General features: G+C 69.3%; 18 protein-coding genes. 8 read left to right on the top strand and 10 right to left on the bottom strand.

Going from position 1 to position 21,460, the window contains the following annotated elements:
- Positions 1-86: 86 nt before the first annotated feature.
- On the bottom strand, positions 87-2,381 hold the full coding sequence (locus tag ACIQCZ_RS08235) for an MMPL family transporter (RefSeq protein ID WP_402280673.1): 2,295 nt from the start codon (positions 2,379-2,381) through the stop codon (positions 87-89).
- 389 nt (positions 2,382-2,770) lie between these two features.
- Between ACIQCZ_RS08235 and ACIQCZ_RS08230 the strand changes: the two genes are divergently transcribed.
- From ACIQCZ_RS08230 to ACIQCZ_RS08215, 4 genes are all read left to right on the top strand, one after another.
- Positions 2,771-3,436, top strand: coding sequence for a TetR/AcrR family transcriptional regulator (locus ACIQCZ_RS08230; RefSeq protein ID WP_402280671.1), 666 nt, complete (start codon positions 2,771-2,773; stop codon positions 3,434-3,436).
- Between the two features lie 53 nt (positions 3,437-3,489).
- Complete coding sequence (locus ACIQCZ_RS08225) at positions 3,490-4,503, top strand: PrsW family intramembrane metalloprotease (RefSeq protein WP_402280670.1); 1,014 nt, start codon at positions 3,490-3,492, stop codon at positions 4,501-4,503.
- An 85-nt stretch (positions 4,504-4,588) separates the two neighbouring features.
- Positions 4,589-4,900, top strand: a complete 312-nt coding sequence (locus tag ACIQCZ_RS08220; RefSeq protein WP_402280668.1) for a heavy-metal-associated domain-containing protein — start codon at positions 4,589-4,591, stop codon at positions 4,898-4,900.
- A gap of 138 nt (positions 4,901-5,038) precedes the next feature.
- On the top strand, positions 5,039-7,552 hold the full coding sequence (locus tag ACIQCZ_RS08215) for a heavy metal translocating P-type ATPase (protein WP_402280667.1): 2,514 nt from the start codon (positions 5,039-5,041) through the stop codon (positions 7,550-7,552).
- Between the two features lie 496 nt (positions 7,553-8,048).
- On the opposite strand, the gene ACIQCZ_RS08210 is transcribed toward ACIQCZ_RS08215, so the two are convergent.
- Complete coding sequence (locus tag ACIQCZ_RS08210) at positions 8,049-9,347, bottom strand: citrate synthase (RefSeq protein ID WP_376270192.1); 1,299 nt, start codon at positions 9,345-9,347, stop codon at positions 8,049-8,051.
- 129 nt (positions 9,348-9,476) lie between these two features.
- Complete coding sequence (locus ACIQCZ_RS08205) at positions 9,477-11,777, bottom strand: ATP-dependent RecD-like DNA helicase (protein ID WP_402280666.1); 2,301 nt, start codon at positions 11,775-11,777, stop codon at positions 9,477-9,479.
- Between the two features lie 180 nt (positions 11,778-11,957).
- Between ACIQCZ_RS08205 and ACIQCZ_RS08200 the strand changes: the two genes are divergently transcribed.
- Positions 11,958-12,497 carry an SRPBCC family protein gene (locus ACIQCZ_RS08200; protein ID WP_402280664.1) on the top strand — a complete coding sequence of 180 codons (540 nt, stop codon included), beginning with the start codon at positions 11,958-11,960 and terminating at the stop codon, positions 12,495-12,497.
- 121 nt (positions 12,498-12,618) lie between these two features.
- Here ACIQCZ_RS08200 and ACIQCZ_RS08195 read toward each other — a convergent pair whose 3' ends face one another.
- Together ACIQCZ_RS08195 and ACIQCZ_RS08190 are read right to left on the bottom strand one after the other, a co-directional pair.
- Positions 12,619-13,533: an RNA repair domain-containing protein gene (locus tag ACIQCZ_RS08195; RefSeq protein ID WP_402280662.1), complete on the bottom strand. Its 915-nt coding sequence runs from the start codon at positions 13,531-13,533 to the stop codon at positions 12,619-12,621.
- A 129-nt stretch (positions 13,534-13,662) separates the two neighbouring features.
- Entirely contained in the window at positions 13,663-14,175 is a 513-nt protein-coding gene (locus ACIQCZ_RS08190; protein ID WP_402280660.1) for a DinB family protein, read from the bottom strand.
- Positions 14,176-14,368: 193 nt separating this feature from the next.
- On the opposite strand from ACIQCZ_RS08190, the gene ACIQCZ_RS08185 reads away from it, so the two are divergent.
- A complete protein-coding gene (locus ACIQCZ_RS08185) occupies positions 14,369-14,875 on the top strand; it encodes a DUF6584 family protein (protein ID WP_402280658.1) in 507 nt (168 codons plus the stop codon).
- A gap of 201 nt (positions 14,876-15,076) precedes the next feature.
- Here the strand turns inward: ACIQCZ_RS08185 and ACIQCZ_RS08180 are convergent, their stop codons facing one another.
- The 3 genes from ACIQCZ_RS08180 to ACIQCZ_RS08170 all read right to left on the bottom strand — a co-directional run bounded on the left by ACIQCZ_RS08180 (position 15,077) and on the right by ACIQCZ_RS08170 (position 17,214).
- Positions 15,077-15,445 (bottom strand): transposase family protein, encoded by a 369-nt coding sequence (locus ACIQCZ_RS08180; RefSeq protein ID WP_402280657.1) that lies wholly within the window; start codon positions 15,443-15,445, stop codon positions 15,077-15,079.
- A gap of 182 nt (positions 15,446-15,627) precedes the next feature.
- The gene (locus tag ACIQCZ_RS08175; RefSeq protein WP_402280655.1) at positions 15,628-16,077 is read right to left on the bottom strand and encodes a cupin domain-containing protein; all 450 of its coding nucleotides are present in this window, start codon (positions 16,075-16,077) and stop codon (positions 15,628-15,630) included.
- A gap of 102 nt (positions 16,078-16,179) precedes the next feature.
- Positions 16,180-17,214 carry an MDR family NADP-dependent oxidoreductase gene (locus ACIQCZ_RS08170; protein WP_402280654.1) on the bottom strand — a complete coding sequence of 345 codons (1,035 nt, stop codon included), beginning with the start codon at positions 17,212-17,214 and terminating at the stop codon, positions 16,180-16,182.
- Between the two features lie 129 nt (positions 17,215-17,343).
- Here ACIQCZ_RS08170 and ACIQCZ_RS08165 point away from each other — a divergent pair, with 129 nt between their 5' ends.
- Both ACIQCZ_RS08165 and ACIQCZ_RS08160 read left to right on the top strand, forming a co-directional pair.
- Positions 17,344-18,306 carry an Lrp/AsnC family transcriptional regulator gene (locus ACIQCZ_RS08165; RefSeq protein ID WP_402280652.1) on the top strand — a complete coding sequence of 321 codons (963 nt, stop codon included), beginning with the start codon at positions 17,344-17,346 and terminating at the stop codon, positions 18,304-18,306.
- Between the two features lie 489 nt (positions 18,307-18,795).
- Positions 18,796-19,263, top strand: a complete 468-nt coding sequence (locus ACIQCZ_RS08160) for a transglycosylase SLT domain-containing protein (RefSeq protein WP_402280651.1) — start codon at positions 18,796-18,798, stop codon at positions 19,261-19,263.
- 221 nt (positions 19,264-19,484) lie between these two features.
- Here the strand turns inward: ACIQCZ_RS08160 and ACIQCZ_RS08155 are convergent, their stop codons facing one another.
- Positions 19,485-20,312: a sugar phosphate isomerase/epimerase family protein gene (locus ACIQCZ_RS08155; RefSeq protein ID WP_402280649.1), complete on the bottom strand. Its 828-nt coding sequence runs from the start codon at positions 20,310-20,312 to the stop codon at positions 19,485-19,487.
- Positions 20,309-21,454 carry a dihydrodipicolinate synthase family protein gene (locus tag ACIQCZ_RS08150; RefSeq protein ID WP_402280648.1) on the bottom strand — a complete coding sequence of 382 codons (1,146 nt, stop codon included), beginning with the start codon at positions 21,452-21,454 and terminating at the stop codon, positions 20,309-20,311. Before ACIQCZ_RS08150 ends, ACIQCZ_RS08155 begins: the two co-directional genes overlap by 4 nt.
- Between the last annotated feature and the right edge of the window lie 6 nt (positions 21,455-21,460).

Genomic DNA, 21,460 nt, shown 5'->3' with positions numbered 1-21,460 from the left:
CGGGACCCCACTCCTTCGCCGGGGCGTGCGACCCGCCCTTCGACGGTTCGACGACGATCACTTGTGCCACGGGCGGCCGGGCGGATCTACGCGCCGCTGGTGACCCTTTCCCGCTCCGGGGCGTCCTTCGACATGTCCTCGGCCGCAACCGGCGCGGACTCCCCCTCGCTCAGGCCGAACCTCCGGTGGAAGGCCCGCAGCGGGGCGGGCGCCCACCAGGTGACCCTTCCCATCAGCTTCATCACGGAAGGAACCAGCAGGCTCCGCACCACCATGGCGTCCATCAGCACGGCCAGCGCGATACCGAGGCCCAGCATCTTGGTGTTGGTCACCCGTGATGTGCCGATGGCGACCATCACCACCGCCAGGATCACGGCTGCCGCGGTGATCAGCCCACCGGTGTGCCGCAGCCCGAAGGTCACCGACCGCTCGTGGTCCCCGGTGCGGTCGTACTCCTCCTTGATCCGGGAGAGCAGGAAGACCCCGTAGTCCATGGAGAGTCCGAAGGCGACGCAGAACATGAGCACCGGCAGTGTCGTCTCTATGTCCCCCGTGCTGGTGAAGGAGAGCAGCCCGGACAGATGCCCGTCCTGGAAGACCCAGACGACCGCTCCGAACATCGCCGTGAGACTGAGCGCGTTGAGCACGACCGCCTGAAGGGGGATCAGCACACTTCCGGTGAGCAGGAAGACCAGGAACAGCGTCACCACGACGATGATGCCCACCGCCCAGGGCAGCCGGTCGGCGATGGCGTGCTTGGAGTCGACCAGGACGGCCGCCGTGCCCGTCACCGAGGTGTCGAAGGGGGCGGGCTCGGCCCGGAGGTCCTGGACGAGCCGCTGGGTCCCCTCCCCCACGGACTCGCCGTCGGGCAGCACACTGAAGTAGGCGAACCGCCCCGCCGTGACCGGTCCGTCGACCCGCAGCACACCGGGAAGCCCGGCGATCCTGTCGCGGTATTCGGCGTACTGGGCCGGCGTCGCCGCACCCTCCGCGAGCACTTCGAGGCCGCCGCCCGGACTGCCCGGGAAACCGTCCCGGATGTGCTGCTGCACGACATGCGACTCGGCGGACGCGGGCAGCTGGCGATCGTCCGCAGTACCGAACTTCACCCCGAGGAACGGCAGCCCGAGCAGGACGAGCCCCACAGCGGTGGCGGCGGCGAAGACCGGCGCCCGACGCATCACCAGGGCCGCGAACCGGCCCCAGCCGCGGCCGGGCCCGGTCTCGACGGGCGCGGCGGATTCGGACGGCTCGCCATGTCCGCCCGGACGCCCTCGCCCGACTCCGCCGGAGCGCTCGGCCGAGCGCCCGTCACCACGTCGCAGCAGCCGGCGCAGATCGAGGGAGTTCACCCGTGGCCCGAGCAGCACCAGAGCGGCCGGCAGCAGCACGAGCGCGGCGGCCGCCGCCAGCAGGACCACGGCAATCCCCGCGTAGGCGAACGAGCGCAGGAAGTACTGCGGGAAGACCAGCATCGCGGCGAGCGAAACCGCGACGGTCAGCGCGGAGAACAGCACCGTGCGGCCCGCGGTGCGCAGCGTCGCCCCCACGGCCTCCCGGGTGTCCGCCCCGGCCGAGAGCTCCTCCCTGAACCGGCGCACGATGAACAGCGCGTAGTCGATGGCCAGTCCGAGGCCGAGGGCGGTGGTGAGGTTCTGGGCGAAGACCGAGACATCGGTGAATTCGGTGATGCCGCGCAGCACGGCATTGGTCCCCAGGATCGCGACGATGCCCACGCCGAGCGGCAGCAGGGCGGCGATCGCGCTGCCGAAGACCATGACCAGCAGCACGAGTGTCACCGGCAGGGCGATCATCTCGGCCCGCAGCAGGTCTTCCTGGATGATCGTCTGCATCTCGTGCCGAACGGCCACCGGGCCGCCGACCGAGACTTCCACCGGCCCGTGCACGCCCCGGTAGGCGGGAGCCATCCGGTCCAGGACCTCGCCCATCGCCTTGTCGTCACCCTCGATCCGGGCGGCGATCAGCGCCTCCCGCCCGTCCTCGGCACGCAGTGCGGGTGACTTGCTCTGCCAGTACGAGCCGACACCGGTGATGCCCTTCTCGCCGGCCAGCCGCTCGGTCAGCCGGGCCGCCTCGGCGGCCACCGCGGGATCGTCGACCGATGCGTCACCACTGTCCACGAGCAGCAGCAGATTCGGCTGGGACGCGGGGAACTCGCGCTCCAGCGCCTTGGTCGTATAGGTCGATTCGGCGTCCGGGGCCTCCCAGCCCCCACTGCCCATCCGGTCGGCCACCCCGCTGCCGGCGAACACGGCGAGCATCGTGATCACCAGGGCCGCGAGCAGCGCGAGCCGTGGTCGCGCGGTGACGAATCGCGTCCAGCCCCCCAGACGCTGCGGACCGTTCACTTCAGGCATGACGCGGTGTCCCCTTCCCCCCGGATCCGACGGCGTGCGACGGCCCCATGGGGCGGCGGCGCAGGGCAGCATGGATCAGTCGTTGCCGATTAGACTGGCAAACACGAGTCATCGCTCGCGTTTCACCAAGAATGCGAGCGACCACTCGTGTTTGTCAACCGCGCCATGAAAGCTGGGGATTGACCGTGTCGGAGGCCAGAGCGAGGCACACCGGAGACACGACGGGCATGGGAGGCGCGCGAGACGCGGGACACTCACGGGACGCCGGAGGGGCGAGAGACGCCAAGGGCACAGGAGACGGCGCCGAGGGGACAGGCGGCGCCCGCACGCAGGCCGCCGACACGGGTGGCGCCTCCACCACACCCCCGGGAACGGCCGCGGGAACAGCCGTGACAGGGGGCGCCGAAGCAACCACCGGCGCCCCTCGCCCCCGCCGCCGCCAGGCCCGCGGCGAAGCCCGCATCGCCCAGCTCCTCAAAGCGGCGGCCAGCGTCTTCTGCACCACCGGCTACACCGCCGCGAGCACCAACGCCATCGCCCGCGAAGCCGGCGTCTCACCGGGCACGCTCTACCAGTTCTTCCCCAACAAGGAGGCCATCGCCGTCGAACTCGGCGACCAACTCCTCAACCGCTGGCGGGAGACGTACGGCGCCGCCTTCCTTCCCGACCACCTGACGCTCCCGCTGGACCGGATGCTGGACGCCGTCCTCGACCCGCTGATCACCTTCAACTGCGAGAACCCGGCGTTCACCGTCCTGATGCACGGTGGGGAGATCCCCGGAATGATCACCCAGGGTCACGACGCACTCCACATGACCATGCTCAACCGCGTCGAGACGATCCTCGGCGGCTACCTGCCGGACACTCCGCCCGCCCAGATCGCCCGCATCGCCAACATGATCTTCACCCTCTTCAAGGGCGGGCTCGACCTGATCATGGCCCACGAGGGCGAGGAGCGGGACGCGTACACCAGGGAGCTGAAGACCGCGCTGCTCCGCTACCTCGAGCCGCTGGTCTGCGACACCCCGCTCCCGACTCCCCCGAATGCCCGATAGCTCCACACCTCATAGGATTCGGGCAATTCAGGAGATATGCACAGGGAGTACGCATGAACTGGTACACCGATCCCGGCAATCCGTCACCCGCCACTCCTTCCGGCCGACGGCCGGGCCCCGTCCCACCGCACCCCCAGGCCCCTCCGGAGCCACCACAGCCGCGCCCAGGCCTCTGGAAACGGTGCCTGTGGGGTGGCGCAGCCCTCTGGATCCTGACCGCGGTCGTCACGTACGCCACCCAGAACACCACCCTGCTGCCGACCCTCATCCTGCTCGGCAGCTTCCTGGTCCCGGCCGCCTTCGTCCTGTGGGCGTACGAACGACACGGCCGCGACCTCGGGGTGAACCTCATCCTCGGCTGCTTCCTGACGGGCGGAATCCTGGGCGTGCTGGGCGCCTCCGTCATGGAGTACTACCTGCTGAACCCGTCGCTCTGGATGTTCCTGGGTGTCGGGCTGATCGAGGAGGCCGTGAAGCTCGCGGCGCTGATGTTCGTACTCCGCCACCACACCCGCATCCACGGCATGCGAGCCGGACTGGTGCTCGGCGCGGCGGTCGGATTCGGGTTCGCCGCCCTTGAGAGCGCGGGCTACACCTTCAACGCCGCCGTCACCATGAAGGGCATCGATCTGCGCGCCCTGCTGGAGACCGAGGTACTGCGCGGGGTACTCGCGCCGTTCGGACACGGCCTCTGGACGGCGATCGCCGGCGGCGTCCTGCTCTCCTTCCGCAGGCCGAACGGGCGTTTCCGCTTCGCCGCACCCGTGATCGCCACCTATCTCGGCGTCGCCGTGCTGCACTCGCTCTGGGACTCGATGCACGGCATCGCGATCTGGCTGGTCGCCCGGGTCACCGACACCGGCCTGAGCCGCGCGCTCTTCGCGCAGGGGTACATCCCGACCCCCACCGAGGAGCAGCAGCATCTGTTCACGCTGTTCTCGGTGGGCGGCCTCGTCGTGATCACGTTCGTCGCACTGGCCTGGCTGCGGTCACTGGCGCGGAGCGCGCGCAGCAGACAGGGAGGCGCTCACGGCGAAGGGCGGGGCGCTCGCATTCATACCCCCTAGGGGTATAGTGTGATGAGCGTCGGGGCACCGGTCCTCCCGGACCCCGGCACCACGCCCTTTTGTGCTCGTCGAAGAGGAGAACACCATGACCGCCGAGACCCAGCTCCCCCAGGCCACCGGCTCCTGCTGCTCGCCCAGTGGCTCCTGCCACGACGGCGCGGACACCGGCGACCGGACGGCGGACGGCGTGACCACCGTGTACCAGGTGTCCGGCATGACCTGCGGGCACTGCGAAGGCGCGGTCTCCGAGGAGATCTCCGGCATCGAGGGGGTCACCTCGGTGAAGGCCGTCGCCTCCACCGGCCAGGTGACCGTGACCTCCCGGGCCCCGCTGGCCGAGGACGCCGTGCGCGCCGCGGTCGACGAGGCCGGCTACGAGCTCGTCGGCCAGGCCTGAACGCCACCGGCACACACCCGATACACCGGGTACGCAAAATCACCTGGATCACCCGTATCGCCCCCTTTTGCCGCCGGGCCGGACCCATCAGCAGATACTGGTGAGGTACGGCCCGGTCGGCGTTACAGGAGTTCGGACATGCACAGCGCTACAGAGGCCGAGACCCCGGCAGCGGGAGGTTCTGGGGCCGAACTCGCGATCGGCGGGATGACCTGTGCCTCCTGCGCGGCCCGCGTCGAGAAGAAGCTCAATCGGATGGACGGCGTCACCGCCACCGTCAACTACGCGACGGAGAAGGCCCGCGTCTCCCTCGGTCCCGGTATCGACCTCGCGGATCTGATCGCCACGGTCGAGAAGACCGGATACACGGCGCGGCCCGTACGCCGCCCCGAACCGGCGCCTCCCACCCCGTCGCGGGCCACGCCCGCGTCAGCCGCCATGCCGGTGTCGTCCCCTTCGGACGGCGTGCCGGTCACACGCGCGGGCGCCGCCACGGACCTTCCCGGGGACGGCAGCCCGCGCAGCACCGACGCCCGAGCCGCCGAGCACTCCACCGCCACCGGCGGCGACGTCCGGACCGACGCCGAGGCGGACACCGGGGGCGGAGCCGGAGCGGAGGCCGCCCCCGCGGTCGCCGATCTCTCCGAGCCGAGCACCGACCCCGCCGAACGGAGCGCGGACCTCGCCCTCGCCGCACTGCGGCAACGTCTGCTCGTCTCGGCCGTTCTCGCCGCCCCCGTCGTCGTACTCGCGATGGTCCCGGCCCTCCAGTTCGACAACTGGCAGTGGCTCTCCCTCACCCTCGCCGCCCCGGTGGTCGTCTGGGGCGGGCTGCCCTTCCACCGCGCCACCTGGACCAACCTCCGGCACGGCGCGGCCACCATGGACACCCTGGTCTCGGTCGGCACCCTCGCCGCCTTCGGCTGGTCCCTGTGGGCGCTGTTCTTCGGTGACGCGGGCATGACCGGGATGCGGCACGGCTTCGACTTCACCGTCTCGCGCGCCGGAGCCTCCTCCACCATCTACCTGGAGGTCGCCGCCGGCGTCGTGACCTTCATCCTGCTGGGCCGCTGCCTGGAGGCGAAGTCGAAGCGGAAGGCCGGCTCCGCGCTGCGCGCGCTGATGCACCTGGGAGCGAAGGACGTCACCGTCCTGCGGGGCGGTACGGAGGTGCGCATCCCCGTCGCCCGGCTCGCCGTGGGCGACCGTTTCGTCGTCCGTCCCGGCGAGAAGATCGCCACCGACGGGATCGTCGTCGGGGGCGTCTCCGCCGTGGACGCCTCCATGCTCACCGGCGAGTCCGTTCCGGTCGACGTGGGCGTGGGCGACCCCGTCACCGGGGCCACCGTGAACACCTCGGGCCGGCTCGTCGTGGAGGCGACCCGGGTCGGTGCCGACACCCAGCTGGCCCGGATGGCCAAGCTCGTCGAGGACGCCCAGAACGGCAAGGCCGAGGTACAGCGCCTCGCCGACCGGATCTCCGCGGTCTTCGTCCCCGTGGTGCTGGTGCTCGCCCTGGCCACGCTGATCGCATGGCTGCTCGTCACGGGCGACGTGACCGCCGCGTTCACCGCGGCCGTCGCCGTACTGATCATCGCCTGCCCCTGCGCCCTCGGCCTCGCCACCCCCACCGCCCTCATGGTCGGTACGGGCCGTGGCGCCCAGCTCGGCATCCTGATCAAGGGACCGGAGGTCCTGGAGGCCACGCATCGCATCGACACGATCGTCCTCGACAAGACCGGCACCGTCACCACCGGCCGGATGACCCTGCAGGACGTCCACCCCGTGCCCGGCACCGACGAGAGCCGGCTGCTGCGGCTGGCCGGGGCGCTGGAGCACTCCTCCGAGCACCCCATCGCCCAGGCCGTCGCCGCCGGAGCCGCGGAACGCATCGGCGGCCCCCTCCCCACCCCCGTGGATTTCGCCAACGTCGCGGGGCTCGGCGTACGCGGCACGGTCGACGGGCACCGGGTACTGGTCGGCCGTCCGCAGCTGCTCACCGACGCCGGCATCGACGTCCCCGACAGCCTGTCCGGCGCCGTGGCCGACGCGGCGGCCCGTGGCCGTACCGCGATCGCGGTCGCCTGGGACGGACAGGCACGCGGTGTCCTCGCCGTCGCCGACGCGGTCAAGGAGTCGAGCGCGGCGGCCGTCGCCGAGCTGCGCCGGCTCGGCCTCCGTCCCGTTCTGCTGACCGGCGACAACCGGGCCGTGGCGGACGCCGTGGCCCACGCCGTCGGGATCGACGAGGTCCACGCCGAGGTTCTGCCCGAGGAGAAGGTCCACGTCATCGAGCAGCTGCGGGCCCGGGGGCGCTCCGTCGCCATGGTCGGTGACGGGGTCAACGACGCTGCCGCCCTCGCCACCGCCGACCTCGGCCTGGCGATGGGGACCGGTACGGACGCCGCGATCGAGGCGAGCGATCTCACCCTCGTTCGTGGAGATCTCAAGGTGGCGGCAGACGCGATCCGGCTCTCCCGGCGCACCCTGGCCACCATCAGGGGCAACCTGTTCTGGGCATTCGGTTATAACGTTGCTGCCCTACCCCTTGCGGCATTTGGCCTGCTCAACCCTATGATTGCGGGAGCGGCGATGGCGTTCTCATCGGTCTTCGTCGTGACGAACAGCCTGCGGTTGCGTGCCTTCACGTAACTTCCACAAAGAGATTTAGATCACACCGGTTTCAGGGTAACCATCTGGTGGGTTCGCGAGTCTTAGAGTGCGATGCCAAGGATGTCTTGGGGGATGTCCGTCGAAGTGTCTTGGGGGACGCTTCGGGCAAGCGTTTGCCGGGGCACGTGCACCGGGGAGCTTTGAGCGGCCCTCCCGTGCGTACGTACCCCGGCGGACCGCACTGGAAGTACAAGTGAAGAGCGCAGTTCGCAGTGGGTGAGGAACGCCCCGGAGCTTCGGCTCCCACAGACGCCCGGCCGGATCCCGTGGGGGGAATCCGCTCGGGGATATGGGAAGCGCCTCGCTGTCGGCCCGTGGGGGGATCGATGGCGGGGCGCTTCTCGCTGTCGACCCGGCAGCGGCCGCACGGGGCCGGGCATGCAAATCGCCCCGGTCACCGCGCTCTGTGCGAAAGCGCGGTACACGGGGCGAAGACGACCGGCCTCGACGGCCGGGGCGGTGCGGTGGTACGAGGTCAGCGACCCTCGACCGGGACGAAGTCGCGCAGGACCTCGCCGGTGTAGATCTGGCGCGGGCGGCCGATGCGGGAACCCGGCTCCTTGATCATCTCGTGCCACTGGGCGATCCAGCCGGGAAGCCGGCCGAGCGCGAAGAGCACGGTGAACATCTCGGTCGGGAAGCCCATGGCCCGGTAGATCAGCCCCGTGTAGAAGTCCACGTTGGGGTAGAGGTTGCGCGAGACGAAGTACTCGTCGGAGAGCGCGTGCTCCTCCAGCTTCAGCGCGATGTCGAGCAGCTCGTCGGACTTGCCGAGCGCGGACAGCACGTCGTGGGCGGCGGCCTTGATGATCTTGGCGCGCGGGTCGAAGGACTTGTAGACGCGGTGGCCGAAGCCCATCAGCCGGACGCCGTCCTCCTTGTTCTTCACCTTACGGATGAAGGAGTCGACATCGCCGCCGTTGGCCTGGATGCCTTCGAGCATCTCCAGCACCGACTGGTTGGCGCCACCGTGCAGCGGACCCCACAGCGCCGAGATGCCGGCGGAGATCGAGGCGAACATGTTCGCCTGCGAGGAGCCGACCAGACGCACGGTGGAGGTCGAACAGTTCTGCTCGTGGTCCGCGTGCAGGATGAGCAGCTTGTCGAGCGCCGAGACGACGACCGGGTCCAGCTCGTACTCCTGGGCGGGGACCGAGAAGGTCATGCGCAGGAAGTTCTCGACGTACCCGAGGTCGTTGCGCGGGTAGACGAAGGGGTGGCCGATCGACTTCTTGTACGCGTACGCGGCGATCGTCGGCAGCTTGGCCAGCAGCCGGATCGTCGAGAGGTGGCGCTGCTCCTCGTCGAACGGGTTGTGGCTGTCCTGGTAGAACGTGGACAGCGCGCTGACGACCGAGGACAGCATGGCCATCGGGTGGGCGTCGCGCGGGAAGCCGTCGAAGAACCGCTTGACGTCCTCGTGCAGCAGCGTGTGCTGGGTGATCTCGTTCTTGAAGGTCGACAGCTCGTCGACCTTGGGAAGCTCACCGTTGATGAGCGTGTACGCGACCTCAAGGAACGTGGAGCGCTCGGCGAGCTGCTCGATGGGGTAGCCGCGGTAGCGCAGAATGCCCTGCTCACCGTCGAGGTAGGTGATGGCGGATTTATAGGCCGCGGTGTTGCCGTATCCGCTGTCCAGCGTCACGAGACCGGTATTGGACCGGAGCTTCCCGATGTCGAAGCCCTTGTCGCCGACGGTGCTGTCGATCACCGGGTAGGTGTACTCGCCGTCGCCGTACCGCAGTACTACAGCGTTGTTGGTGTGCTCGCTCACGTCATCCCTCACCGACGTAGTGCCTCTTCTTTGAGGTTCCCTGACTGTCTCCACCCTCCCCCATTTGGCTCAGGAGAGTGCACTCGGGGTCGTCCATTGGACCTACTCGCGGCACTCAGTGCCGCGAGCCTACTCATCCTGCCCCTTCGGATCCGGTTCCGGAAGGCCCGCGTGATGTTTCCCACCGATTTGATCGATCATTTTTTCCGCGGATCCTCCGCCCGAGCCCCCTGACAACCGGTAATCCAGCGCCGTACAGCGCCTGCCTGCGGAAACCGTGCGGACCGCCTGGCCGATCGCCTGCCGCGAGCCGACCAGCACGACGAGCTTCTTGGCCCTGGTCACGGCGGTGTACAGCAGGTTCCGCTGGAGCATCATCCAGGCGCTCTTCGTGACGGGGATGACGACGGCCGGGTACTCGCTGCCCTGGGAGCGGTGGATCGTCATGGCGTACGCGTGGGCCAGCTCGTCGAGTTCGTCGAAGTCGTAGGAGATCTCCTCGTCCTCGTCCGTGAGGACCGTCAGCTTCTGTTCGTCCAGGTCAAGGCCGGTGACGACGCCGACCGTGCCGTTGAAGACGCCGTTCTCCCCCTTGTCGTAGTTGTTGCGGATCTGGGTGACCTTGTCGCCGACCCGGAAGACCCGGCCGCCGAACCGCTTCTCGGGCAGATTCGGGCGGCCCGGCGTGATGGCCTGCTGGAGCAGCCCGTTGAGCGTGCCCGCGCCGGCGGGCCCGCGGTGCATCGGGGCGAGGACCTGTACGTCACGCCGCGCGTCCAGTCCGAACTTGGCCGGAATGCGGCGGGCGGCGACATCCACCGCGAGCACGCCCGCGTCCTCCGTCTCGTCCTCCACGAAGAGGAAGAAGTCCTTGAGGCCCTGGGTGAGCGGCGGTATCCCGGAGTTGATGCGGTGTGCGTTGGTGACGACTCCGGACTGCTGGGCCTGGCGGAAGATCGTGGTCAGCCGGACCGCCGGAACGGGGCTGCCGTCGGCGAGCAGATCGCGCAGCACCTCCCCCGCGCCGACCGACGGCAGCTGGTCGACGTCCCCGACGAGCAGGAGATGGGCACCGGGTGCCACCGCCTTCAGGAGCTTGTTGGCGAGCAGCAGATCCAGCATCGAGGCCTCGTCGACGACGACGAGGTCGGCGTCCAGCGGGCGGTCCCGGTCGTACGCGGCATCGCCCCCCGGCTTCAGTTCGAGCAGCCGGTGCACGGTGGAGGCCTCGGCCCCGGTCAGCTCGGAGAGCCGCTTGGCCGCCCGCCCGGTGGGCGCGGCCAGTACCACCTTGGCCTTCTTGGCGCGGGCCAGCTCCACGATGGACCGGACGGTGAACGACTTCCCGCAGCCGGGCCCTCCGGTCAGGACGGCGACCTTGCGGCTGAGCGCGAGCCGTACCGCGGCCTCCTGTTCGGGAGCCAGATCCGCCCCCGTGCGTGTGGCGAGCCAGGACAGCGCCTTGTCCCAGTCCACGTCCGCGAAGGCCGGCATCCGCTCCTCCGGCGTCCGCAGCAGCCGCTGCACCTGCGCGGCGAGGGCGACTTCGGCCCGGTGGAACGGCACGAGGTAGATCGCCGTGATCAGTTCGCCGCCCTCGGGCGACGGCACCTTCTCCCGTACGACGCCCTCCGGGTCCTCGGCCAGTTCCGCGAGGCACTCGATGACCAGTCCCGTATCGACCTGGAGCAGCTTCACACCGTCGGCGATCAGCCGCTCCTCGGGGAGGAAGCAGTGTCCCTGGTCGGTGGACTGCGACAGCGCGTACTGCAGACCGGCCTTGACCCGCTCCGGACTGTCGTGCGGGATGCCGACGGCCTGGGCGATCCTGTCGGCGGTGAGGAAGCCGATGCCCCAGACGTCGGCGGCCAGCCGGTAGGGCTGGTTCTTCACCACGGAGATCGAGGCGTCCTCGTACTTCTTGTAGATACGGACGGCGATGGAGGTGGAGACACCGACCCCCTGGAGGAAGACCATCACCTCCTTGATCGCTTTCTGCTCCTCCCAGGCGGCGGCGATCATCTTCGTCCGCTTCGGCCCGAGCCCGGGGACCTCGACCAGCCGCTTCGGCTCCTGCTCGATGATGTCGAGGGTGTCGACACCGAAGTGCGTGGTGATCCGGTCCGCCATGACCGGGCCGATGCCCTTGATCAGCCCGGAGCCGAGATAGCGGCGGATGCCCTGGATGGTGGCGGGCAGCACGGTCGTGTAGTTCTCCACCGTGAACTGTTTGCCGTACTGGGAGTGCGAACTCCAGCGGCCCTCCATCCGCAGGGACTCGCCGACCTGTGCGCCGAGCAGCGAGCCGACGACGGTCAGCAGATCACCCGCGCCCCGGCCCGTGTCGACGCGCGCGACCGTGTACCCGTTCTCCTCGTTGGCGTAGGTGATCCGCTCAAGCACACCTTCGAGGACGGCCATGTTGGACATGCTCCGACGCTATCGGTTCCCACCGACAACGCATTCCCGGCCTCGGAGGCCGTCCGTTTCCGGCGGCGACGGCGCCCGGGCGGCGCTGTCCGGACCGACGGGAGAGCATCCGGGCCAGGGCCTGTTGCGCCCGTGGTCCGGGACCGGAATGATCAGCAACTCCGGTGTGAGGAGAACGCCTTGGCATACGCCGACGGTCCGAGCGTGCACAGTGTCGTCCATGTCGAAGCAGCCGTGCCACGGGTCTGGGAGCTGGTGACGGACATCCGCCTGCCGGCCCGGTTCAGCCCGGAGCTGCGGTGCGTCGCCTGGCTCGACGGGGCGAACGGGCCCGTGGTGGGAGCACGCTTCGAGGGCTTCAACCACCACCGGATGCTCGGCGAGTGGCGGACCGTCTCCCACGTGATCGAGGCGGACGAACCACGCGTGTTCGCCTGGGCCGTCACGGACGCGGACGGCCGATACGGCGAGGTGACGCCGGACCCGGCGCGGCCCATGGCGACCTGGCGCTACGAGATCGAGGCCGAGGGTTCGGGCACCCGGCTGCGGCAGGCGGTCCGCCTCGGGCCGGGCCGCAGCGGGGTCACCGCGGCCATCGAGAGCCGCCCGGACCGGGAGCGGGAGGTGATCGCCTTCCGGCTGAAGGAACTGCGTGCGGGAATGGAGGCCACCCTCCAGGGCATCAAGACGCTCGCCGAGGAGGGCGGTCGGAGCGGCTGAGGGCTGTCCCGTGATCCCCGGCGGGCGCACGACGACAGCCACGCCACGGCACCTCGCCGCGTTGTCCGGACGCCTCGGGAAGCCGCTGTCCGGCGGCGCTCTGCCCCGGCCGGCCATGACCTCATCTGTCGGTGATCCCGGAGAGCCATGCCGTGTCCTGCGGACCCGGCGCTCCGAGGCCGGGCTCGGGCAGCCGGCGGACCTCGCCCGTTCCCAGAGCGACCGTGGCCCGTGGCCGCATCGGCCCGTCGCCCCTGCGTGAGAGCAGGACGAGTTCCCAGACTGTCGCCGCCATGGTGTCGAGCCGGGTGACACAGTCGGCGGTGACTCGCCGCGGATCCCGGGTCCGGCCCAGGGACAGATGTGGGGTGAAGTCCTCGACGGGCCCACTGCAGCGCGGGAACCGCTGCTGCAGCAGGCGGTGCAGGTCGGCCCACGGCGCCTGACCGGCTGCCGTCGGGTCGAGCCACACGGTGGAGTACGCCCTGTGCCGGAAGGTGCGCACCCCTTCCAGCCGGGCGGTGAAGACCGGCGTCTCGGCCGTCGCCGCGGCAAGCAGCGGGGCGGCCCGCACGAAGTCGGACTCCGGCACGAAACCGAAAAGCAGATTGACGTGCGGCGGCCATCGGTGGATCTGTGGATCGTGATCCCGGCGGATGTCCTGGATCGGCGGCCACAGCTCCGCGGGCGGGATCCAGGCCACCGCCGTGCGGGCCGTCGGGGGCACGTCGAGGACGCCGACGAGACCGCCCCCGCCGGAGTTCGTGTCGAAGCTCAGGTCCGCCTGCGGGGCCCGCGCCCGGCCGGCGCCCGACGCATCGATCCGGTCCACGCCCGTGGCCCGGTCCCAGACCACCTCGCCGTCCGCCTCGATGAACACCACCCGGTGCCACGGGATGTCGCCCCCGGGCACGAATGACGGCAGCGGGACGCGTTTGCAGGCATCCCCGCGCTGGCTGATCCCCAGCACGAACCGGGCCGGGTCGAACCGCGGATCCCAGCGGACCCGGTGATAGATCTCGTCGCTGGTTCGCATCACGCCTCCTCGCCCGCTCACGCCGCGACCGGCCGGACCGGCGCTCAGTGCGGCTTCACACACTCCACTACTCCACCTTCACCACGTCCGGCACATCGGGCAGCTTCTCCCGGCCGGCCGGGCCGGCGCTCAGACCCCCGTCCGGCCGTCGATGCGCTCGCGGATGAGGTCGGCGTGCCCGCAGTGGCGGGCGTACTCACCGATCATGTGCGTGTAGATCCAGCGCAGGGTGACCTGCCCGCCCATGAACGGGCTGGTGTCGTCGAGCGACCGGGCGGCGCAGTTCGCCCTGGCCCGCTCCACCTCGGACTGCCATGTCGACAGCGCCGTGTCGTAGCCGGCTCCCTCGGCGAGGTCGAACCCGCCGTCGCTCGCCGACGGGTCGGCGTCGGGGGTGAAGATCGGCGGCGCGTCCTCCTGGGCCAGGACCCGGCGGAACCAGTTCCGCTCGACCTCCGCCATGTGCTGGACGAGGCCCAGCAGGCTGATCGGCGAGGGTTCCACGGATGCCTCACGCAACCGCTCGTCGTCGAGCCCCTCGCACTTCTGGGCAAGGGTGGCGCGGTAGAAGTCCAGCCAACTCGTCAGCGACGTCCGCTCGTCGGCGTCCAGGGGCGGCATGGCGCGGTCGGGAGTGCTCATGGGCGACAGCCTGGCACGAGGGTCTGACAGCGGCAGTGATCGCCGGGGCTGCCGCCGCGGTCACACGGCGAGGCTCGGGCTGCCGCATCGAGGGCACTCCCGACCTGGCACAGAAGCAACAACCGGCCGGTTTCCGGAGCACCTTGAAATAATTCGCCCGCACACAACCACGGGCACACCTGATGATGTGCACATGGCACTGAAGGAGACGCTGGAGCGCGTGGACGCGGACCTCGCCGCGGGACGTGTGCCCATGGCCCGCCAACGACTGCGCGGACTGGTCTCGTCCTACCCGCACCATCCGGCTCTGCGCCGACGCCTGGCCGACATCTACCGGATGTACGGCGACCCTGCGGAGGCCGGCCGTTGGACGTACCTCGAAGAGGGCAGGCTTCCGGAAGAGGTCGCCGCGTTCGAGAAGAGGTACAACGACCCGGTGCGCCGGATGCGCGCCCTGGCCTGGCAAGGCCCGGAATCCGCGGCCGGCTCGCCCTTCGCCGAGGAGCAGTTGGCAACCGTGCGGACCGCCGCCTCCAAGGCCCTCGGCCATCCGGTCACCTGGGACACGCTCGCCGAGGTACGGGGTGACGCGCCGGAGGCGGGGTCGTTGCGCCAGTCCTTGGCGGCCATGGGCTGCGCGCTCCTGGCGATCGTGTTCGTCGGGATCTGGGTGAACGGGTTCCTCGACCTCTTCCGCTGACAGCGAACGCCTCGAAGTCGCCTGTGGCCACGCCACCGCCCCCGTCCGCAACAGCCCCCGGCACGCCTCCATCCGCAGGAGATCGCCCACCGGGGCACGAGCAGCGCGCCGACCGCCGCGAGGAGGTCACCGCCGCCGTGCCCGGTGTCGACGTGAACGACGGTGCACCCGTTCTCCTCATTGAGGTTTTCTCAGCGGTGATCACTTCCAGATTCCGTTGAGGACGAGTGCTGCTCGGGCGATGTCGCCGATCCGGCTGGGGCTGAATATGACGTGCTGCAGGGTGCGCCAGCGCTGTTTGAGTTCGGCGGCGGTGCGCTCGCCGAGGGCCCGGACGTGCCGCAGCAGGGCGCTGAACATGCGGGTGTCGACGTGAAGTGCCTGTTCGGACTGGCCTTTTGGGCGGCGCACGGGGATGCGGATGCCGATGCCCGCGCCGATGTAGCCCTTGTCAGCCAGGGTCGGCAGGCCGTCGGCCGCCGCCTGGCACAGCGCGGGCAGGGCGTGAATGCGGGCGGCGGTGATGGCGGAGGTGGAGCCGGGCTCGACGTCGGAGACCCTTGTGTTCAACGGGCACTGGAAGTGATCTTCATTGAGAAAACCTCAGTCACCACCCACACCAGCACCGTAACTAGTAATTTCAAGACGAAACTTCCTCATTGGCGTTCCCGGCAGCGGCTGCTGACGTCGGCGGCGAAGCCGCCCCAACCTGGCGCGGAACCTGACCCCGAAGCCGGGGACGAAGCGCCCCGTCAGAGCAGTTCCTGGTCGTACTTTGCCAGGATCGACTGCATGGCGATCCGATCCGGGCGGCCGGACGCCGACAGACGGGCGGCCTCGATGAAGAACCTCTCGAAGCCGGCTGGTGTGAGCATCACGAGGATTGTGCTCGGCTCGTCGCCGACGCTCGTAAACGCATGTGGGTAGGTGCGCGGCACGTGGAAGAACCCACCCGGACCCTCCTCGGCGACCCGGTCCCCGCACTGGAAGCGGAACCGGCCGCTCACCACGTGGAACGTTTCGTCATGGCCGCGGTGGCGATGGAGTGGAGCGCCTTGCCCCGGGGGGAAGGTGGACTCAAGCACCGCCAATGATCCGGCGGTCTGTTCGCCCGCGAGCTTGATCACGTACGGGCCCGGCACGTGGAAGCGACCGCCCTCTCCGGGCGGCAGCATCACAGGTTCACGGTTATCGTCGGCCATCTCGGAAGCTCCCTTGGTTTTCGTTGCAGTTCAAGACGGTTCAAGAACACTTCTCGCGTTTTCGATCAAGAACCGGACAGTCCGCCTCTTGAGAACGCGAGGCTAGAGCTCGACGATGACGGCTCCCAGGTGGCGTCCTTCGATGACCTCGAGCAATGCGTCGGGAGCATGGGCGATGCCGGTAACACGTACATGGGGGAAGGTGATATCGCCGGAGCGCAGCCAGTCGCCGAATCGCTGGATCCACTCCGCATGCACCTCGGGGTTGTCGTCCGCGCTGTAGCCGCGCATGGTGATCTTCTTCATGAGGAGCTGGAAGGAGTCCAGCTCCACCGGGGCCGTCCTACCGGTACCGCGTGCTGCCAGCTGCCCCGACAGAGCTCCAACCAGGACGAACCGTGCCCCCTCACGGGCAGTCGTCACCGCCGCGCGCAGCTGGTCACCGCCGACATTGTCCAGGAGGACATCGATACCGCCGGGCGCGGCCTTGGCCAGCTGCTCGACCATCGGTTCATCGGTGCCGCGGACCACCGCCGCGTCGTAGCCGAGTTCCCGGACCAGCCGTTCGGCCTTGCTCCACGAACCGGTGCTGCCGATCACCCGGCCGGCGCCCAGCAGGCGGGCGATCTGCCCGGCCATCGAGCCGATGGCGCTGCCACCGGCCGAGACGAACACGGTGTCGCCGGGCCGGAGGTGTACCCCCCGGGTCAGTGCCGCGTAAGCCGTCCCCCCGTGTCCCAGGTATGCGACCGGGTCCGGCAGCCCTCCGTCCAGTCGTGTGCAGGCCGCCGCGGCCACGACCGCGTACTCGCGCCACCCCAGGAAGTGGGAGACCAGGTCGCCGGGACACAGCCCGCTGTCGACTGGTGCCACGACGACCTCGCCAACAGCCTCGTCGGCCAGTGTGTCGCCCGGGCGCAGCGGGGGAAACGGCACACCCTCCACGGCCGCGTCGCTCTGACTGATCATCATGCGAAGCGAGGCCGAGACGCGGAAGAAGCGATTTCGGATCAGCACCCGATCGGCGCCCGGGTCCGGCAGCGGGATCTCAGCGATCTCCAGGTGCTGGCGGCCGGGCAGGCCGTCGGGGTGTGCGACGAGCCGGACTTCGCGGCAGGTCAGCGGAAGGTCGGACATGGCTTGCTCCTCAAATCGGGTGGAACATCGCAAGGCGGAGGGGCTACGTCCACGATTGATCAGGCAACTCGGTCGTTCCAGGCAGCCACAGAGCTGCGCCGCTTTTCGACACGCGTAGGGTGATCGTGCATGGATTCACTCGACCACCAGCTTGTTCATGCCCTGCACATAGACGGCCGAGCGCCGTTCAACCAGATCGCCGACGTGCTCGGCGTGTCCGACCAGACGATCGCCCGCCGCTACCGCCGGCTGCGTCAGACCGGCGCGCTACGCGTGCTCGGCCGCCTTGATGCTCGCCGCCTCGGACACGTCGAATGGGTCATCCGCCTGCAGTGCGCACCGGGTGCCTCGAGTGCCATCGCCGAGGCGCTTGCCAAGCGTGACGACACGTACTGGGTCCGCCTGGCCTCGGGTGGCACCGAGGTCGTTTGCAATGTCCACACCGGCAGCGAGCGGAATCGCGACGCGCTCTTTCTGAAGAAGCTCCCTGCGACTCGCCCAGTGACCGCAATCAGGGCGCACTGCTTCATCCACACCTTCCAAGGCGGCCCGACCGGTTGGCAAGCGGTCGCCTCGGCCCTGACAGAACAGCAGGCCGCCCAACTCGCACCGTCGCTCGCCGCACTCGGTACGGAGCCCGAGCCGATCGAGCTGGACGAGGGCGACCGCGCACTGCTGGGCGAGCTGGCATATGACGGCCGCGCCACCCATGTGGCACTCGCAGCAGCCACTGGATGGCACGAAGCGACCGTCCGCCGCAGGATCGCGTCCCTACGTGCGAGCGGAGCGCTGTACTTTGACATCGACGTCGACGACCGGCTCCTCGGTTACGCCAGCCCGGCGCTCCTGTGGATCTCCGTCGCTCCCCCCGAACTGGATGCTGTCGGACAGGCACTTGCCCAACACCCTGAGATCGCCTTTGCGGCCGCCACCACCGGCCCGACCAACCTGCTCGCCTCAGTCCACTGCCCGGACGTTTACGCCCTCTACGACTACATCGCGAACAGGGTCGCCGCCCTTCCCGGCATCCGCGACATCGACAGCGCGCCGATCCTCCGAACCGTCAAACGTGTGGGTTCGATGAGCAAGTGAGGTGACCCCCGCGCGCTCGGTTCGCCGGCACCGCGGGCATGCGCTCAGCCCGAGCCGGATTGGCGATGTCTTCCGCGCAGCTCTCGTGCTCAACGGGCACTGGAAGTGATCTTCATTGAGAAAACCTCATTGGCGTCGTCAAGCGGGTTGCCGACTCACGCTTCGAATGACCCGGCCGCGCTCCGACTGCGACGCGCATTTCATTCATTGCACGGGGCGAGTAGGTGACTTTTTCGCTCGCCATGGACCATACAGCGGTGTCCGTTTTGGAATGATTTAACACTTTCGTCGTGTGATGTGGCCGATATGGCGCGCGTCACCATGATGCGACTTAGTAGGACAAAGAACCCGCATCGTGGTCTGTTTGCGGTGATTCCGAAAGCCGTCACCCATTCTCTGTACTTATTCGGATAGTAAAGAGAGTCATTGACCGAAACTTGATCCCGGCTTAACACTTCTTGGCATCCCCCACGGAAGAGGTAATTTCCGATGCAGATCTCCGCGATGTCCAAGAAGTTCGCCCGCATGACCCAGACCAAGAAGATCTCACTGGGCATGGCCGCCGCAGGAGCCGCTGTCGTCGCCGGTTCCCTCGTCAGCGCTCCGGGCGCCTCGGCCGCCACCCCTACCCAGGCCGGCGACCGTGTCAGCACCTGGATCAACCAGTCACTGGAGATCATGCGCGCGCAGGGCATCCCGGGCTCCTACCACGGGATCCACCGCAACCTGATGCGCGAGTCGAGTGGCAACCCGAATGCCATCAACAACTGGGACTCCAACGCCGCCAAGGGCATCCCGTCCAAGGGCCTGCTCCAGGTCATCGACCCGACCTTCAAGGCCTATCACGTCCCCGGCACCTCGTGGAACATCTACGACCCGGTCGCCAACATCACCGCCGCCTGCAACTACGCGGCACATCGCTACGGCTCGATCGACAACGTCAACTCGGCGTACTGATCAGCATGTGATGAGGTTTCGGGAATTCACGAGACGGTCCCGACGAGACGAAACGGGGTCCGGTCGCAAGACCGGACCCCCCTCGTATTCCCCCTCCGTCAGGGCTTCCCGATCCCCCCGGATCCCTCCCCGGAAGCTCCCGACGACAGATATGACTCGGCGGGGTGCCGAACGGTTGCACGCCTTGACGATCTCTTTACCTTGATGGCAAAGAGGCCCTCTCAGCAGGCGTGTTCGGCGTAGCGGGACGCGACCTCGGCGAGCACTTCGGCGCCGTCGCGGGCCCAGAGGCCCTCGTTGAAGATCTCCACCTCGATCGGGCCGTCGAAGCCGGCGGCCTCGACCAGGGAGCGGAAGGCGCGGAAGTCCACGGCCCCGTCGCCCAGTTGCCCACGGCCGAGCAGAACGCCCGCCGGGAGCGGGGTGATCCAGTCGGCCAGCTGGAAGGAGTGGATGCGGCCGGCCGCGCCCGCGCGGGCGATCCGGTCGGGTGCCTGGTCGTCCCACCAGACGTGGTACGTGTCGACGACCACCCCCACCCGGTCGGCGGGGAAGCGCTCCGCGATGTCCAGGGCCTGGGAGAGCGTGGAGACGACGCAGCGGTCCGAGGCGAACATCGGGTGCAGCGGTTCGATCGCGAGACGTACGCCGCGCTCGGCCGCGTACGGCGCGAGCTGCCCCAGGGCGTCCGCGATGCGTTCGCGGGCGCCGCGCAGGTCCTTGCTGCCCGCCGGGAGGCCGCCGGAGACGAGGACCAGGGTGTCGGTGGACAGGGCCGCCGCCTCGTCGATCGCGGCGCGGTTGTCGTCCAGGGCGCGGGCCCGTTCCGCCGGGTCGAGGGCGGTGAAGAAGCCTCCCCGGCAGAGGCTGGTGACGGTCAGTCCGTTGTCGGCGAGCAGGGCGGCCGTGCGCTCCACGCCGTACTCCTGGACGGGGGCTCGCCACAGGCCCACCTTGTCGATGCCCGCCTTGGCGCAGCCCTCGGCCAGTTCGGGCAGCGACCACTGCTTGATGGTCTCCTGATTGATGGAGAGACGGCCGTCGCTCATCGGGTGCCTCCGTTGACCGTGAGCAGGGCACGCATCCGGGACTCGGCCAGTTCCGGATCGGGGAACAGGCCCAGTCGGTCGGCCAGTTCGTACGCCTTCGCCAGATGCGGCAGCGAGCGGGCGGACTGCAGGCCGCCGACCATGGTGAAGTGGTCCTGGTGCCCGGCGAGCCAGGCAAGGAACACCACGCCCGTCTTGTAGAAGCGGGTGGGCGCCCGGAAGAGGTGGCGGGACAGTTCGACCGTCGGGTCGAGGAGGTCGCGGAAGCCCTGGGTGTCACCGGTGTCCAGGACGCGTACGGCATGGGCGGCCAGCGGGCCCAGCGGGTCGAAGATGCCGAGCAGGGCATGGCTGAAGCCCCGGTCGTCACCCGCGATCAGCTCGGGGTAGTTGAAGTCGTCGCCGGTGTAGCAGCGGACCCCGCCGGGCAGGCGGCGGCGCACGTCGATCTCGCGCTCGGCGTCCAGAAGCGAGATCTTGATCCCGTCGACCTTGTCCGGGTGCTCGGCGATGACCTTCAGGAACGTGTCGGTGGCGGCGTCCAGGTCCGAGGAGCCCCAGTAGCCCTCCAGCGCCGGATCGAACATCGGGCCGAGCCAGTGCAGGACGACCGGTTCGGAGGCCTGGCGCAGCAGGTGCGCGTACGTCTCCAGGTAGTCCTCGGGCCCCTTCGCCGCGGCGGCGAGCGCACGGGAGGCCATCAGGATGGCCTGGGCGCCGCTCTCCTCGACGAGCGTGAGCTGCTCCTCGTACGCGGCCCTCACCTCGGCGAGCGAGGCCGGGCCGGCGGGGAGCTGGTCGGTGCCGACACCACAGGCGATACGGCCTGAGACGGCCTTCGCCTCGGCGGCGGAACGGCGGATCAGTTCGGCCGCGCCCGCCCAGTCCAGGCCCATGCCGCGCTGGGCGGTGTCCATGGCCTCGGCGACGCCGAGACCGTGCGACCAGAGATGACGGCGGAAGGCGAGGGTGGCGTCCCAGTCGACGGCGGCCGGTGAGTCGGGGCTGATGTCCGCGAACGGGTCGGCGACGACATGGGCGGCGGAGAAGACCGTACGGGAGGCGAGCGGTGCGCCGCCGGGGGCGAGGTCGAGCGGGGTGGTGCGGGGCTCGTACGGGCCCTGCGGGAGGTGGATGGTCACGGGGTC

This window comes from Streptomyces sp. NPDC093149 (genome assembly GCF_044754145.1).
Lineage (GTDB): Bacteria > Actinomycetota > Actinomycetes > Streptomycetales > Streptomycetaceae > Streptomyces.
This window is presented reverse-complemented; position numbering and strand designations above follow the sequence as displayed.